This is a genomic window from Thiohalobacter sp. IOR34, from assembly GCF_030406045.1.
In the GTDB taxonomy this organism is placed as follows: Bacteria; Pseudomonadota; Gammaproteobacteria; order Thiohalobacterales; family Thiohalobacteraceae.
The window spans coordinates 902,886-918,525 of the sequence record NZ_CP128988.1 but is presented as its reverse complement, the minus strand read 5'-3'; the positions used below and the strand labels follow the sequence as shown (position 1 = coordinate 918,525).

12 protein-coding genes and 1 other RNA gene are annotated in these 15,640 nt (G+C 61.1%); 8 read left to right on the top strand and 5 right to left on the bottom strand.

Going from position 1 to position 15,640, the window contains the following annotated elements; all coding sequences use genetic code 11:
• Positions 1-12: 12 nt before the first annotated feature.
• An RNA gene (ffs, locus tag QVG61_RS04275) (signal recognition particle sRNA small type) lies at positions 13-109 on the bottom strand.
• A gap of 265 nt (positions 110-374) precedes the next feature.
• Between ffs and QVG61_RS04270 the strand changes: the two genes are divergently transcribed.
• Both QVG61_RS04270 and QVG61_RS04265 read left to right on the top strand, forming a co-directional pair.
• On the top strand, positions 375-1,619 hold the full coding sequence (locus QVG61_RS04270; RefSeq protein ID WP_289932096.1) for a DNA polymerase IV: 1,245 nt from the start codon (positions 375-377) through the stop codon (positions 1,617-1,619).
• A gap of 2 nt (positions 1,620-1,621) precedes the next feature.
• Complete coding sequence (locus QVG61_RS04265; RefSeq protein ID WP_289932095.1) at positions 1,622-2,068, top strand: hypothetical protein; 447 nt, start codon at positions 1,622-1,624, stop codon at positions 2,066-2,068.
• A 179-nt stretch (positions 2,069-2,247) separates the two neighbouring features.
• Here QVG61_RS04265 and rhlE read toward each other — a convergent pair whose 3' ends face one another.
• Positions 2,248-3,552: an ATP-dependent RNA helicase RhlE gene (gene rhlE, locus QVG61_RS04260; protein ID WP_289932094.1), complete on the bottom strand. Its 1,305-nt coding sequence runs from the start codon at positions 3,550-3,552 to the stop codon at positions 2,248-2,250.
• Between the two features lie 978 nt (positions 3,553-4,530).
• Between rhlE and QVG61_RS04255 the strand changes: the two genes are divergently transcribed.
• Positions 4,531-4,980: a YaiI/YqxD family protein gene (locus QVG61_RS04255; RefSeq protein ID WP_289932093.1), complete on the top strand. Its 450-nt coding sequence runs from the start codon at positions 4,531-4,533 to the stop codon at positions 4,978-4,980.
• Between the two features lie 26 nt (positions 4,981-5,006).
• Here the strand turns inward: QVG61_RS04255 and QVG61_RS04250 are convergent, their stop codons facing one another.
• Entirely contained in the window at positions 5,007-6,173 is a 1,167-nt protein-coding gene (locus QVG61_RS04250; RefSeq protein WP_289932092.1) for a cation:proton antiporter, read from the bottom strand.
• Between the two features lie 471 nt (positions 6,174-6,644).
• Between QVG61_RS04250 and QVG61_RS04245 the strand changes: the two genes are divergently transcribed.
• From QVG61_RS04245 to QVG61_RS04235, 3 genes are all read left to right on the top strand, one after another.
• Positions 6,645-7,640 carry a hypothetical protein gene (locus tag QVG61_RS04245; protein WP_289932091.1) on the top strand — a complete coding sequence of 332 codons (996 nt, stop codon included), beginning with the start codon at positions 6,645-6,647 and terminating at the stop codon, positions 7,638-7,640.
• A gap of 377 nt (positions 7,641-8,017) precedes the next feature.
• Entirely contained in the window at positions 8,018-8,788 is a 771-nt protein-coding gene (gene rfbF / locus QVG61_RS04240; RefSeq protein WP_289932090.1) for a glucose-1-phosphate cytidylyltransferase, read from the top strand.
• A 9-nt stretch (positions 8,789-8,797) separates the two neighbouring features.
• A complete protein-coding gene (locus QVG61_RS04235) occupies positions 8,798-10,813 on the top strand; it encodes an FAD-dependent oxidoreductase (protein WP_289932089.1) in 2,016 nt (671 codons plus the stop codon).
• Between the two features lie 349 nt (positions 10,814-11,162).
• Here QVG61_RS04235 and QVG61_RS04230 read toward each other — a convergent pair whose 3' ends face one another.
• On the bottom strand, positions 11,163-12,173 hold the full coding sequence (locus tag QVG61_RS04230; RefSeq protein WP_289932088.1) for a glycosyltransferase: 1,011 nt from the start codon (positions 12,171-12,173) through the stop codon (positions 11,163-11,165).
• 390 nt (positions 12,174-12,563) lie between these two features.
• Between QVG61_RS04230 and QVG61_RS04225 the strand changes: the two genes are divergently transcribed.
• Both QVG61_RS04225 and QVG61_RS04220 read left to right on the top strand, forming a co-directional pair.
• Entirely contained in the window at positions 12,564-13,544 is a 981-nt protein-coding gene (locus QVG61_RS04225; protein ID WP_289932087.1) for a GDP-mannose 4,6-dehydratase, read from the top strand.
• Between the two features lie 87 nt (positions 13,545-13,631).
• Positions 13,632-14,573 (top strand): glycosyltransferase family 2 protein, encoded by a 942-nt coding sequence (locus QVG61_RS04220; RefSeq protein ID WP_289932086.1) that lies wholly within the window; start codon positions 13,632-13,634, stop codon positions 14,571-14,573.
• 199 nt (positions 14,574-14,772) lie between these two features.
• Here the strand turns inward: QVG61_RS04220 and QVG61_RS04215 are convergent, their stop codons facing one another.
• A complete protein-coding gene (locus tag QVG61_RS04215) occupies positions 14,773-15,624 on the bottom strand; it encodes a sulfotransferase domain-containing protein (protein WP_289932085.1) in 852 nt (283 codons plus the stop codon).
• Between the last annotated feature and the right edge of the window lie 16 nt (positions 15,625-15,640).

Below are 15,640 nucleotides of genomic sequence, written 5' to 3'. Positions count from 1 at the left end.
GATGGAGGCGGCCTGCACCAGCCACACTCCGGCACCCGAGTCCACTGCTGCCGCTGCTCCCTTCCGGGCCTGACGGGGTTCACAGCTTATCGTTGCGGAGGGACCGGCACAAGCCACCATTGACCGGCATAAAGAGCGGTGCAGGGTAAAACAGATCGCGGGGGGTTGCAATCGCGGCCACCGGGCCGTCCACAACCGCTTGGGTTTCAGTCCCTTGCACTCGCCGCCGCACTGCCGTTGAAAAGGAGATATCCCGCCGCGACAGCGGGCAAAGGGGATCTCCGCTCGCGGGCCCGGGGCCGGCTTGCGCCGGCCCGCCGATACTGGTTATATATACAGTAGTCGACCAGGAGAGCAGCAAGACCTGAGGAGCCATGGCGGATCACCACCCCAACAATGACGGCCACTGGCCACGGGCGATCATCCTGGTCGACATGAACGCCTTTTTCGCGTCCATCGAGCAGCAGGACCACCCGGAATGGCAAGGCCGCCCCATCGCCATCACCAACGGTGCCCAGGGCAGCTGCATCATCACCTGTTCCTACGAAGCGCGGGCCTATGGCATCCATACCGGCATGCGCCTCAAGGCGGCACGCCGGCTGTGCCCGGAACTCATTCAGGTGCCCTCCCGACCCGAGCGCTATGCCGCGGTCTCCTCCAACATCATGGACGCCCTCAGCACCCTCACCCCCGACGTGGAGGTCTTCTCGGTGGACGAGGCCTTCCTCGACGTGACCCGCTGCCAGCGGCTGCTGGGGCCGCCCGAGGTCATTGCGCGGCGGGTACAGGCGACGGTCTTCGAGGCCTCCGGGCTGCTCTGTTCGGTCGGCGTCAGCGGCGACAAGACCACGGCCAAGTACGCCGCCAAGCTCGACAAGCCCAATGGCCTGACGCTCATCCCGCCCTGGGCGGCCGAGGCGGCCCTGCGCGACGTCCCGGTCACCGAACTGTGCGGCATCGGCCGCGGGGTCGGTGCCTTTCTCGCCCGCCACGGGGTGCGGACCTGCGGCCAGATGAAGCATCTGCCGATCAGCGTCCTCGCCCGCCGCTTCGGCAACCCGGGACGGCGTTTCTGGTACATGGCCCAGGGGCGTGACCCCGACAGGGTGCGCAGCAACGTGGCCGCGCCGCAGTCCGTGGGCCACGGCAAGGTCGTGCCACCGGGCAGCCGCGACCGCGAACTGCTGCTGACCTATCTGCTGCACATGGGAGAGAAGGTCGCGGCGCGCCTGCGCCGGCACCGGATGCGCGCCTCCCGCTTCTTCATCGGCCTGCGCCTGCGCGACCGCTGGCTGGGCGAGACGCTGCAGCGCCCCGCCCCCACCAACGATGGCCGCGACATCCATACCCTGAGCCGGGCGGTGCTGACGCGCCGCTGGCACGGCGAGGGCGTCTTCCAGGTGCAGGTCACGGCCCTGGACCCCCGCCAGGGCTGTGAACAGGGGGATCTGTTCGCCGCAAAGAGCGGGCACCACGACCGCGTCAACGGCGTCATGGACCGGGTCAACGCCCAGTACGGCGAATTCACCCTGATGCCGGCGCGGCTCCTGAACCGCTCGGCGATGCCGAACGTGATCGCCCCCTCCTGGCAGCCGCGCGGCCACCGGAAGACCCTCTGAGCATGTGCAGCGGCGTCTATTACGGCTTCGAGGGAGAGGATCACAGGGTCTATTTCCCCAACCCCAGGGCCACCCTGCCCGTGCGTCGCAGGGACGGCAGCACGATCCTGCTGCCCTGGGGTCGGCGTCGGGAGCAGGCGGGCCAGCTGCCGCTCGGGGGCTGGGCACGACTGGACGCCATTCATGGCGGCCGCTGGGACCGCTGGCTGCCGGTGCCGGTCAAACTGCCCATCAAGAGCTTCATGGAAAAGGACATCGAGGGTCAGTCCCACTGGTACGACCTGACCCGGGGCAAGTGGATCCAGGGACTGGTAGCGCGCAATGGCCACGAACGGCGGGTCTACGTGGTCACGGTGACCCCGGAGATGGCGGACGCGGTGCACGAGCGCTGGCCGAGAATCCTCGCCGCCCAGCCCCCGCTGAACCGGTTTCTGCCCCCCGCCCCCTGACCTCTGGATTCCCGCTTCTGAATTCTGAATTCTGAATTCTGAATTCTGAATTCTGGATTCTGGATTCTGGATTCTGGATTCTGGATTCTGGATTCTGGATTCTGGATTCTGGATTCTGGATTCTGGATTCTGGATTCTGGATTCTGGATTCTGGATTCTGGATTCTGGATTCTCCCCCCTCAGGCTCTCCGCTGCCGCCCCTGGCTACCCCGCGGTGGCCGGTGCGCGGCCTTGGCCTGCCCCTCGCCGCCATTACGGCGGCGACGGCCCTCGGCCTGTTTCCGGGGCTGGGTGCGACCCTTGCCGCCGCGGCCGTTCTGGATGGGCTCGGCCCTGATGCTGGGGTCCGGCTCGTAGCCGTCCAGCACCTCGCTGGGGATCCGCCGCTTCAGCAGCCGTTCGATATCACGCAGCAGCTTGTGCTCGTCCACGCAGACCAGGGACACTGCCTCGCCCTCGTTGCCGGCGCGACCGGTGCGGCCGATACGATGCACATAGTCCTCCGGCACGTTGGGCAGTTCGTAGTTCACGACGTGCGGCAGCTGATCGATATCCAGGCCGCGGGCCGCAATATCGGTAGCGACCAGCACCCGCAGCTCTCCGCTCTTGAAGCCGGCCAGGGCCCGGGTGCGGGCCCCCTGGCTCTTGTTGCCGTGGATGGCGGCGGCGCTCAGGCCGTCCTTCTCCAGTTGCTGGGCCAGGCGGTTGGCACCGTGCTTGGTACGGGTGAAGACCAGCACCTGGCGCCAGTTGCGTGAACCGATCATGTGGCTCAGCAGTTCGCGTTTGCGGTTCTTGTCCACCGGATGCACCACCTGGGCGATGCGCTCCGCCGTGGTGTTGCGGCGCGCCACCTCGATCAGCTCGGGACGGTCGAGCAGGCGGTTGGCCAGCTGCTTGATCTCGTCGGAGAAGGTGGCGGAGAACAGCAGGGTCTGGCGCGCGCCTTTGTCGGGCAGCAGGGCCAGCACCTTGCGGATGTCGTGGATGAAGCCCATGTCCAGCATGCGGTCGGCCTCGTCCAGCACCAGGATCTCGACCTGCGACAGGTCGACCGTCTTCTGGCCGGCATGGTCCAGCAGCCGGCCCGGGGTGGCCACCAGGATGTCGACGCCACGGCGCAGCCTGTCGATCTGCGGATTGATCTTGACCCCGCCGAAGATCACCGCCGAACGCAGCGGCAGATGACGCCCATAGGTCTCCACGCTCTCGCCGACCTGCGCGGCCAGCTCCCGGGTCGGGGTGAGCACCAGGGCCCGCACCGGGCGCCGGCCCTTGGCCGGCGAGGCGGCTGAGAGCCGTTGCAACAGTGGCAGGGTGAAGCCGGCGGTCTTGCCGGTGCCGGTCTGGGCACCGGCCAGCACGTCCTTGCCGTCGAGAATGACGGGGATCGCCTGACGCTGGATGGGGGTGGGTTGGGTGTAGCCCTGCTCGCCGACGGCGCGCAGCAGTTCGGCCGACAGGCCGAGGGTATCGAATGACATTGGGTCATGAACTCCAGTCTTGCCCTCCCAACGGCAGCATCTGCTGCTGGGAGCCGGTCCGGGCTGGATTGAGGGATTCTTCAAGCGGGAGGCCGCCCCCGGAGGGGCGAGGCGAACGGCTCAAGCATCTTTCCGGCGATCCAGCGGATCGCGATGGGTGCAACCGGTCAGGCACCCGGAAAAGCGTTACTATAGCAGAAAACCAGGGCCGCAACCGGGAAGGTGGCAATTTTTCTTTTCATGTCATGGCGGACCCTAGCAGCCTGTCGGACTTAGGCGATCGTAGCAAGCAGGGTGGGAGAACGAGAACGAATCTTCACGATTTCGAGGCGCATAGTGGGCACTACGCAACGAGAAATCGGGGAGATTCGGGCCGCTCTCCCACCCGCGCAGTAGATCAGTCCTGAGTCCGACAGGCTGCTAGCCCGGATAGTGCATCAGGACCCCGGATGATGGCGTGGCTGGACCCGCCGGGGATCGCGGCCTGGAGGCCGCTCCTACGGGGCATGGCGGCACCATGGCAGGAGCGGCCTCCAGGCCGCGATTGGCGCGGTGTTGAGTCTGCCGGATTTAGGCAATCGTAGTGCGCATGGCGGGAGAGCGAGCACAAATTTTCACGATTTCGAGGCGCATCGTGGGCACTACGCAACGAAAAATCGGGGAGATTCGGGCCGTCCCCACCCGCGCAGTAGATCAGTCCTGAGTCCGACAGGCTGCTAGCCCGCATATTGCACCAAGGCGGCGCGCATGAATGGGGTTCGTGCTGTAATACAGGGACAATATGGCCATGAAAGGCCCTCCGGGCGGGTTACAGTTTGCGCCTATTCGATGTCAGGCCGACTCTGGCTGCGCATCTCGGGCGATCCCCCTCAAGCCATGGCAACGGCCATGACTTTTCGGACGATCACCCAAGCTGCCTTGCCAGCCTCGCCCTGAGCATCGAATCCTTGGTGCAATATCCGGGCTAAAGGGGAAACGATGGCGATAACACACATCTGGGTCGATGCCGACGCCTGCCCGCGGGTGATCAAGGAAATCCTGTTCCGGGCCGCGCAGCGGGTCGGCGTGCCGCTGACCCTGGTCGCCAACCAGCCGCTGCAGGTGCCCCGCTCGCCACATATCCGTACCGTGCGGGTGGCCGCAGGCTTCGACGTGGCCGACGCCCATATCGTGCAGCAGGCCACAGCCGGCGAGCTGGTGATCACCGCCGACATCCCGCTGGCTGCCGAGGTCATCGCCAGAGGCTGCCTGGCACTGAATCCCCGGGGTGAACTCTACAACGAAGACAACATCCGCCAGCGCCTGAACATGCGCGACTTCATGGACAGCCTGCGCAGCAGCGGGGTGGACACCGGCGGGCCCGCCGCCTTCGGCCAGGCCGATCGTCAGGCCTTCGCCAACCAGCTGGACCGGCTGCTGGCCGGCTGAGCGCCAGGGCGCGGCAGGGGCCGGAGTCAGCCCGGAAACCGCTCGGCATGGCGGGCATAGAACCACTTGAGAGCGAAGGGCGGCAGCAGAGTGGTGAAGGCGATCACCATCACCAGCGCGGCATAGACCTCGTTGTCGAAGATGCCACCGACGCGACCCAGCTCGGCAAAGATGAGCCCCACCTCTCCCCGCGGCACCATGGCCATGCCGGTCACCCAGCGCACCGCCCAGGGCTCACGAATGAACCAGGCACCGACCAGCTTGCCGAGCACGGCGGCCAGCAGCAGGGTCAGTGAGAACCCCCAGATGAAGGGCGAACTCCAGTCGATCTCGCGCAGATTGAGGGACAGCCCCACGAAGACGAAGAAGATCGGGGTGAACAGGTGCACGATGGGCTTCATCTGGTCCTCGATGCGATGGGCAAAGGCCTCATCCGTGCGCAGGGCGATGCCGAACGGCAGAAAGAAGCGCCGCGACAGCGCCAGTCCGGCGGCAAAACCGCCGAGCAACTCCGGTGCCCCCAGGGCATCCGCCAACCAGGCAAAGAACAACACCAGCGAAACGATGGTGGTGGGCAGCAAGCCGGGCGTGTCGCTGAGCGAATCGAAATGCTTGATGAGCAGGGAGATCAGCCGGGCGGCGACCGGGGCCAGAACGAAGAACGCGCCGACGAAGAGCAGCACCTTGCCCGCGTTGAGCAGACTCACCCCGCCACCGATGGAGAACTCGTAGAGCAGCGCCAGCAACACCACGCCGAGCACATCGTCGAGCACGGCTGCGCCCAGCACGATCTGGCCCTCCGGGCCATGCTGGCGGCGAAGATCCGAGAGCACGCGCACCGTGATGCCGATGCTGGTGGCCGTCAGGGTGCCACCCACGAACAGCGACACCAGCATCGGCAGCCCGAACAGCCAGTAGGCCAGACCAAAGCCGAGCAGCAATGGCAGAACGAAGCCCACCCCGGCCACCTGCACGGACTTCAGCCCGGAACGGGCCAGACGCCGGACATCGGTTTCCAGACCGACCTCGAACAGCAGCAGGATGATGCCGATCTCCGCCATCAGCTTGATGGCCTCGGCCGGCTCTATCCAGCCGAACAGGCTGGGCCCCAGCACCACGCCGGCGAACAGCTCGCCGATCACCGAGGGCGCCTGCAGGCGCACGGCCAGCTCGGCGAACACCCGGGCCGTCATCAGGATGATCAGCAGGTAGAGGAAAAACGCATGGGTCTCGATTGGGCACCTCCGGCGGTATCGATGGCCAGGACCGGCCTTCCCAGACTAATGCAGCGGCGTCCCGCATTCACGCATTCGTCCCGAATCTGCGGCGCGATGACGATGGCAAGATGGCAGAGTCTCTCTGCGTCACTGCTGCCACCCCGGACTGTCAACTCACTTTACACGTCCCGCCACACCGGGAACCGGCACGCTTCCAGGCAACCCGCCTCAACTCAATAAAAAAACAGCCTTTTTTTCATTCGGTCTCGTCATTCCCGTCCGTTTCGCTATGTCAATATGTCAACAGGATTTACAACGCCCGTCCAGCCACGCCACCTCTCAATCCACGACAGAGCCAACACCCTGTTTTGCATGGCCTCCTGATGCATGGCCCGGCTGATGCATGTTTACCGGTGCAGAACCTCGGGCAGGACAAGGAGTCGCATCATGAACAGCCACCTCAAATCCCAACGCATCGCAGCCGAGATCACCCTGGCAAGCGCCATGTTGCTTTCGGCCATGGGAACGGCCCAGGCCGTCCCCTTCCAGCTCGGCGACGTGTTCGCCGCCACCGGCAGCGGCAACATCCAGCATTGGCGCTCCGGCAGCCTGCTGGCCACCTACAGCACCGGCCAGGGGGGATACACGACCGGCATGGCATTCGACTCGACAGGCAATCTTTATGTCACCAACTTCAGCGCCGGCAATGTCACCCGTTTCGACAACACGGGTAGCGTGCTGCCGCCCAATCCCTTCGTCACCAACGACAGCTCGTCATCCAACGAATCCATCGTCTTCGATGCCGCCGGCAACTTCTACATCGGCCAGGCGGATGGCACTGCCGACGTCATGAAATATGCCGCAGACGGCACCTTCCTCGGCCGCTACGACGTGGCGACAGAAGGTCGTGGTTCCGACTGGATCGATCTGGCCGCCGACCAGAAGACGCTCTTCTATACCTCCGAGGGGCGCTACATCAAACGCTATGATGTCGCAGCCGACGTTCAGCTGGCAGACTTTGCCAATCTGGGTGGCGGCACCGCCTACGCCCTGCGGCTGCTTGGCGATGGCGGCCTGCTGGTGGCGGATTCGGCCGATATCAAGCGCCTCGATGCTGCTGGCAACGTCATCCAGACCTATGACATGGCCGGCCAGGACAACTGGTTCGCCCTCAACCTGGACCCGGACGGCAAGACCTTCTGGAGCGGCGATCTCGGAAGCGGCAAGTTCGCCCAGTTCGACATCGCCAGCAGTGCACTGCTCGGTTCCTATGATACCGGCTGCGGCTCCTACTGCCTTGCCGGCCTGACGGTCTACGGTGAAATCACTGCGGGCGGTGGCGGTGGCGGTCCCACCGCGGTACATGAACCCGCCAGCCTGGCCCTGATGAGCATCGGCCTGTTGGGCATGGGCGGAATCAGGCGTGCGGGCAACAAGGGTTAGGTTCTGCGCGGCGATTATTCGTCTGCTTCCCCATCGGCAAAAACCTCCGGCACAGCCGGAGGTTTTTGCCGGCCTTGAACCAGGCTTACCGAACCCCTTCCGGGATCTGTCCGGCACCGCCATCCAGCTCCCCACAAGCCGTTTCCGGACGTCCAGGCTGTACCTCGGTTCGGACCATTCGTGTATACTGGAGTCGTCCTGATCCTGACGACTGACCCAGAAAATATGCCAGATTTTTCATGGCCATGAGAGAACGGATGGACACGGGACCCCATACCTAGAAAGCATGACTGCAGAAGCCGACGCGCGGCATGGTCAGGATGGCCGGATGCCACTGCAGAAGACCATGCCAGACCACAACAAACAGAGCATGACCGATGAAAGCTGTCATTCTTGCCGGGGGGCTCGGAACCCGCCTATCGGAAGAAACCAACAACAAGCCAAAGCCGATGGTGGAAATCGGAGGCAAACCGATCCTCTGGCATATCATGAACATCTATTCTGCACAGGGAATAAACGAATTCATCATTGCGCTGGGCTACAAGGGTGAAACCATCAAGGAATATTTCCTCAACTTCTATTCCATCAATAACGACATCAGCATCGACCTGTCGAGCGGCGAAACCACCATCCACGGCAACAAGCAACCGCACTGGAAGGTACATTTGATCGACACCGGCCTGCACACGCAAACCGGCGGCCGACTGAAACGCCTGCGTAGCTGGCTCAAGGACGAGGAGACCTTTCTTTTCACCTATGGTGACGGTGTCTCGGACATCGATATCAATGCCTCGATAGCATTCCACCGCTCTCATGGGAAGCTGGCCACAGTGACTACCGTGAAGTCCCCTGCCCGCTTTGGCCGTATCGGTTTCGAGGGTGAAAAGATCCGCGAGTTCTACGAAAAGCCCCAGGAGGCCGAGGGCTGGATCAATGGTGGCTATTTCGTGCTGAGTCCAAAGGTGATTGACTACATCGAGGGGGATGAAACCCCTTGGGAACGCGAGCCTGTGGAGAGGCTGGCTCGTGATGGAGAACTGATGGGCTTTCGCCACTATGGTTTCTGGTCCTGCATGGATACGCTCAGAGAAAAGATCAGTCTGGAAGAACTGTGGAATAACGGTTCGGCACCCTGGAAGATCTGGTAACAACCAAACATGGCAGCCAACGCCCACCCTTTGCGCATCCTGTTGATCGGTGCCGGCCACTTCGGACGCGCCCACCTGGAGGAATGGCGCAAGCTGGCGGAGGAGGGGCTCATAGAACTGTCGGGGATCGTGGTAAGAAGCCGGGAATCACGCGATGAGCTGACAAGAGCATACACCATCCCCGTGCACACCCGGCTCACCGACAAGCTGCTTCAGGGCGTCGATGCCGTCGACATCGCCACACCGGCGGACACCCACGAAAAACTCATTCGCCGCTGCCTGCCCCATGCCCATGTCCTCTGCGAGAAACCGCTCGTCGACAGAAAAGCTGACCTCGCCGGGCTGATCGATTTCGTCCGCGGTTCGACGCATCGCTTGATGGTGGGACACATCTACCGCTTTCACCCGGTTCTGGAGAAGCTCGCCACACTGGCTGCTGATATCGATGCACTACCCGTCGAGATCCGTGGCACACTGACCAACCCGGAAAAACCCGGTATCGAAGCACTCGATATCAATCTCGAATTCCTGCATCTGTTCGATATCATAGATACCCTGTTCGGCGGCAAACGCCCGTTGAGATCACATGCCACCCGGCACGGCAACAGCCACCGGGTGTGCCTGCAATATCCAGGCAGGATTCACGCCGATCTGACCATTGGCTGGCAGGGCCAGGAAGCGAAACGGCAACTGGAACTCGTCTTTCCAGACCGCAGAATAATCGCCAACTTCGCCGACAACGCCATAACCCTGCATACAGCAGGGCACATGAAGAAGATTTTCCTACCTCCCGGACATGCAGCACTGTCCAACGAACTGCAGCATTTTGTCGAATCCCTGCGACAGAATGGCAAACCCCTGCCGGATATACGAACCGCGGCCCGCATAAGCCGTATCGCCATGGATGCCAGTCCCCGAAGCTTCCGCAAGGCCCGACCCAGGGTGGCCATTGTCGGCGGGGGCATCTTTGGCATCTCCTGTGCCCTGGAACTGGGCAGATTCTGTGACATCCATCTGCTGGAACGGCATGCTGAGCTGCTGACCGAGGCCTCATATCTGAACCAGTGGCGTCACCACTCGGGTTTCCATTACCCCAGAAGCACGGAAACCGTTCAGGAAGTACAGGCCACCAAGCATGAGTTCGAGGAAGTCTACAACGATGTCATCGTTCGTGACTTCCCCTCCTTCTACTGCACCTCTGCCAGCGGCAGGGAGATCCCCAAGGAACGCTACCTCGCGGCCTGCCGGCAGAACCGCCTCAAATTCAGGAGAAAATCTCCACCCAGCAGTATCCTCGACCTGTCCCGGGTCAGCCTGTGCCTGGAAACCGACGAAGCCATTATCGACATCGACCGCCTGAAAGAGAAGGTGGAAAGACAGTTGCGCGACAACAGGCGGATCAAATTGTCGCTTGGCGCCAATGTGCTGGGCGGACGCATCGAAACCAACGGCAGAAAGACGCTACGTTTTCGCATCGACGGCAAAACCCGTGAACAGCAGTTCGATTATGTCATCAACGCCACCTATGCAAATTCCAACCTCATCGCCAGATGGTTTGGCTTTCCCCTGCGCCCCTTGCGCTTCGATGTGATGGAACTTGCTGTCATCAGGCTGCCTGCACCGCGGATCTCGGTCACCATACTCGATGGCCCCTTCACCAGCCTGGTCAGCATGGGCAGGGACAATCTCTTCATGCTCTCGCACATCCATGAATCGCTGCTGGAAAGCGTCGTTACCGAAAGCGGCCTGCCTCCCAGGTGGAAACGATTCACCTCCAACTACCACAATCTGCTCAAGCACGGACGCCGTTATCTGCCCATTCTCGACAAAGCCGAATACGTCGAATCGCGTTATGGAATCAGAACCGTAAACGCCTACAGCGAGGATTTCGATGGCCGCCCTACCGTCGTCACCGACCACGGTTTCGGCTGCTTCTCTATTCTTGGGGGAAAGATCGTCACCAGCGTGAGCAATGCCCGGGAAATCGCCGCCAAGATCGCAGCCGAGCGAGACATACGCATCTAGCCCGGATATTGCGCGAAGGATTCGAGTTTCAGGACTGATCTACTGCGCGGCTGGGAGAGCGGCCCGAATCTCCCCGATTTCTCGTTGCGTAGTGCCCACGATGCGCCTCGAAATCGTGAAGATTCGTTCTCGTTCTGCCACCCTGCTCGCTACGATCGCCTAAATCCGACAGACTCCTGGGGCCTGTTGACACCACGCCAATCGCGGCCTGGAGGCCGCTCCTACCAGGGTGCCGCCATGCCCCGTAGGAACGGCTTCCAGGCCGCGATCCCCGGCGGGTCCAGCCACGCCATCATCTGGGGCCGGATACAATATCCGGGCTAGCTAAGCCGGATATTGATCCGGGCCATCACCAGTTGTCGCCGGCCATGGCCCGACGATACAGGTCAAGATAGTCCTCGGCCATGCGCCGCGAAGAAAAGCGCCGCTCGGCATCATCGCGGCATTTCTGCGGATCGATTTCCGGCAATCTCTCGAAGGCCTCGGTCAGACTTGACAGATCATGGCAGAGAAACCCGGTTTCGCCGTGTATCACCTGCTCCGGCACTCCACCCTCGGCAAACGCAATGACAGGCGTTGCCGAGGCTAGTGCCTCAAGAATCACCAGGGGAAAAGCATCGAACCATCGTGGTGTCTGCACCAAGGCAGCGGCCTCACGCAGACAGTCTTCCGTACCACTGATCTCACCCAGATAACTGACGTGGCGCGACATCCAGAGCAGAGGCCTGACAAGCGCATTGTAGTACAGCGGCTCCTCGACATTTCCGGCCAGAGCAAGCTTCCTCCCTGAACGCCTCGCAGCCATGATGGCAAGATGCTGGGCCTTGTATCTGGCAATCTTTGCGATATGCACCAGCTCATCGCTCTTGCTGAGCGTATACTCCCAGTCGTCGAGCGGCAATCCGTAATGGACATAGCGGGTCCCTTCGCCACATAGTTCCGCATGCGCCTTGCTGCTGGCCACAAGATTGCTGCGGCTGAACCCCGGTGGTGGTGGTATACAAGTCGAGATGACCGCCGGCAGAACATCCGGGTGGCGCACCGGGAAAAGGTTCTGGAACGACCAGTCATGAATCACGTCGAACTGTTCGCGTCTCGTCAGCTCCACAAGAGTTTCATAGAGCGGCTCCTCGGAGAGCAGATCGCCTTCTCGGCGGATTCTGACCCAGGGGCGATCCGGATCGTAGGCAGCCACCTCCACGGTACGTCCGGAGCAGCGGCTTCTAGGTGGCGCAACCAGTGTCACCTCATGACCGAACTCCACCAGTGCCTCGACCAGCGAATGAACCACTCGCTGGATCCCTCCATATCCTATGGGAGGCGTGGAGTTGTAGACAACTGAAACCACCAGAATCCGCATATACCGCATCTCCTCAATGCGAGCGCCTGAAAAAGCAACCCTGTATCCGCTGCCGGTCGTTTGATACCTGTTCTTGCCATGCACCGAAGCCGCCAAAGGGCATCCAGCCCTCTCTCGCATGATGCAGCCGGATGCGAAATCCGCGAGGGGACGGCAGGTTTACGGAAGGCTGCGCCGATGCTCTCTCCGCCCGGCTGGCAACAATCACATTGGCATCGAAAGTATCTGAATGATATTATTTTTTATCGGTTCGGAGCCAGCATCATGGTTCGTGGAGCGGCCATGATAACTCATGCCGGGCACCACGCGAAGACAGCACATGGCACCGACGGATGGAACGAGATCCTGGCGGGTCTCGCACGGACAGACAACAGCTGAGAGGACTGGATAATGGGGGGGTTCTGGAATAACCGCAATGTCTTCGTGACAGGTTGCACGGGCTTTCTCGGCTCATGGCTCAGTCAGGAGCTGATTCATCGGGGAGCGCATGTTGTCGGTCTGGTACGTGACTGGGTGCCCGAATCCCATCTGTTTCAGAATGGCGGCGGTGACAGGGTCACTCTGGTCCGTGGATCACTCGAGGACCTGCCGGTTATTGAACGTGCGATCAACGAGTATGAGATCGATACGGTCTTCCACCTTGCCGCCCAGGCCATCGTCGGTGTCGCCAACCAGAGTCCGGTTGCAACCTTTGAGGCAAACATCATGGGCACCTGGAATGTGCTCGAAGCCTGCCGCCGCATTTCGTCGGTAAAGCGGATAGTCATGGCTTCGAGCGACAAGGCCTATGGTGATCAGAAAACATTGCCCTATACCGAGGAATTCCCGCTCCAGGGACGGCACCCTTATGACGTGAGCAAGAGCTGTGCGGACCTGATCGCTGCAACCTACCACCACAGCTATCAGCTTCCTGTCTGCGTCACGCGCTGCGGCAATCTCTTCGGTGGTGGCGACCTTAATTTCAACCGCATCATTCCTGGCACGATTCGCATGGCACTCAACGACGAGCGCCCCGTTATTCGCAGTGATGGCACGCCATTACGCGACTATATATACGTGAAGGATGCGGTAGATGCCTATCTGCTTCTTGCGGAAAAAATGATCGGCAATTCCGTGCAGGGTGAGGCTTTCAACTTTGGAACGGCGAAACCCATGTCAGTCCTCGAAATCACCAACAAGGTTCTTGAACTCATGGGCAGGTCAGATCTCGCACCGCTGGTTCTGAACGAGGCCAAGGGAGAGATCCTGCACCAGTACCTTTCCTCGGACAAGGCAAGGCGCTTGCTTGGCTGGGAACCGGTCTCGAGCCTGGATGACGGGCTGCGAGCGACGATCGACTGGTACAGGAATTTCCTGTCGGCAAACCACTGACCCGAAGAGGGAACGAAGGCGACACAGCCTGCCCAGACCATGGCCACGATACTGATAGGCATCCCGACGAGGAACAGGCCGCACTATGTGAAGGAGGCCATATCGAGCGTCCTCGACCAGACATTCCAGGACGTGCGCGTTCTGGTCAGCGACAATGATTCCGAACCGGCGGCATCCAGGCAGGTCAGGCAACACATCGAGGAATTGAACGATCCCAGGGTCTCCTACTATCTGCAAGCCGAGAATGGCGGCGAGTATGGGCAGGGCCGTTATTTCATGCGATCACTCCAGGACGAATCCTATTTCATGATCTTGCATGACGATGATCGCCTGGAACCTGAACATATCGAATACGGGCTGTCGAAGCTGAACACCGACCCTGAACTGGCCTTCTTTTCCAGCAGCCAATACCTGTTCGACGAACGAGGCAGGACTCTGGAGGAGATGACCGAGGAATACTGCAGATACCAGAGCCGCGACCGTTTCCCGGAGGGACGCATGGACGATGCCCTCGAGATTCTGCTCGAATATGGACTGTTCTCCATCTCCGGCAGCATCTTCCGTGTGAGCGCAATCCGCGAGCATGGTCTGGTCGATGATGATTGCACAGGACTCTACCCCTTCGAGTTCAACGTGTTTCTCCGCATTGCTGAACGTCGGCTACCGGCCTATTACACCCCACGGAAACTCTCCGGATACCGCTGGCACAACGAGTCCATGCGCAACACCGATGGCTCGACACTGAATCTCTCCATGGTGGAGACGCTGATAAGGATCCTTGAAAAACGCCACTTCGATGGACGAGCGGAGCGGCTACGCAAAAATCTGCTTTCCTACAATTACCGCAACTACGCGTTCATCCAATATGTGGCAGACAACCCGACAGGGTGCTACCAGGCCTTGCTTCGTGGCTTGAGACTCAACCCCATGGCACCCAGCATCTGGGCCTATCTTGCCCTTGCTGTCTTTGCACCCTTCATCATCAGACGACGCTGGGGTCCACGCATCAATCTGGCACCCCCTCTCTAGCCCGTGCAAGGGCCTGTTATCCTCACGCCAATCGCGGCCTGGAGACCGCTCCTACGGGGCATGGTGGCACCCTGGCAGGAGCGGCCTCCAGGCTGCGATCCCCGGCGGGTCCAGACACGCCATCATCCGGGGGCCTGATGCAATATGCCAGCAACTCTGATCAATGGGTGCGGCCACCCTCCCATGGCAGCAGAAGAGCCTACCACTCCAGGCTCTTCTCATAGCCGTAATCGATAAGAGGCTGTCCGGCTTCTTCCTTGAACAGATCGACCAGTTCCTGATCGAATACCCGCTTCCACTGATTTATCCGGCCCTTACGAAAGGTCGGGCTGGCACTCGAGAATACCCTCCTGGCCGTTTCATCGATCCAGTTTTCATCCATATCCACCTCCAGGAATTCAAAAAGTCGCCGCAATGAATCCCTTTGCGCCTGCTCGGAGCCTCCGCCTCCGGTACCGACCAGATCCTCGAATCGGATGACCAGGCCTGCGTGTTCCATCCAGCCTCGCATCCCGTCGAGAATGGCCCGAATCGACGGAAGCCCGGAATTCTCATTCCCGAGGATGGATATCCGTATGGCATTCTTCCTGTCCAACTGGCCTGAGAATGCATGGTGGAAACGATGCTTTTTCATCTTCATCAGATAGGACGATTGGGAGATAACCACATCACGGGGATCGCGAATCACGAAAATGCTGCGCACCCCGGACTCGGATACGTCCCTAACCCGCCGGTCGGTGCAAAAAAGATGCGAGACGAGCAACTGTCCGGGATCGAGTTTGCCGAGCACCCCACCGAGCCCCAATGCAGGGTCGAGGTTGCACTCGTCGAGGGTCGGCATCAATCGCCTGTAGAGCGCGGGATGCAGGCAAATGGCACGTTCCACCAAATGTGTGCCTGCCTTCGGTACCGATACGCAGAATATTCTCGGTGACGAGCTCGCCAGGAGTCGATTGCGCAGCTTGCCTGGCGTCAGCCCAAATCGCTGCAGCGTCCAGGCAGCCTTTGACAAGACATGCTGAACTTCCTGGACCCAAGCTGTACTGGACATGAACAACACCGACGAC

Excerpts from the sequence above, each read along its gene's own strand:
- QVG61_RS04250 (WP_289932092.1), bottom strand. The coding sequence starts at position 6,173 with ATGACGGCCCGGGTGTTCGCCGAGCTGGCCGTGCGCCTGCAGGCGCCC.
- QVG61_RS04225 (WP_289932087.1), top strand. The coding sequence starts at position 12,564 with ATGGGGGGGTTCTGGAATAACCGCAATGTCTTCGTGACAGGTTGCACG.
- QVG61_RS04265 (WP_289932095.1), top strand. The coding sequence starts at position 1,622 with ATGTGCAGCGGCGTCTATTACGGCTTCGAGGGAGAGGATCACAGGGTC.
- rhlE (WP_289932094.1), bottom strand. The coding sequence starts at position 3,552 with ATGTCATTCGATACCCTCGGCCTGTCGGCCGAACTGCTGCGCGCCGTC.
- rfbF (WP_289932090.1), top strand. The coding sequence starts at position 8,018 with ATGAAAGCTGTCATTCTTGCCGGGGGGCTCGGAACCCGCCTATCGGAA.
- QVG61_RS04255 (WP_289932093.1), top strand. The coding sequence starts at position 4,531 with ATGGCGATAACACACATCTGGGTCGATGCCGACGCCTGCCCGCGGGTG.
- QVG61_RS04245 (WP_289932091.1), top strand. The coding sequence starts at position 6,645 with ATGAACAGCCACCTCAAATCCCAACGCATCGCAGCCGAGATCACCCTG.
- QVG61_RS04270 (WP_289932096.1), top strand. The coding sequence starts at position 375 with ATGGCGGATCACCACCCCAACAATGACGGCCACTGGCCACGGGCGATC.
- QVG61_RS04235 (WP_289932089.1), top strand. The coding sequence starts at position 8,798 with ATGGCAGCCAACGCCCACCCTTTGCGCATCCTGTTGATCGGTGCCGGC.
- QVG61_RS04230 (WP_289932088.1), bottom strand. The coding sequence starts at position 12,173 with ATGCGGATTCTGGTGGTTTCAGTTGTCTACAACTCCACGCCTCCCATA.
- QVG61_RS04215 (WP_289932085.1), bottom strand. The coding sequence starts at position 15,624 with ATGTCCAGTACAGCTTGGGTCCAGGAAGTTCAGCATGTCTTGTCAAAG.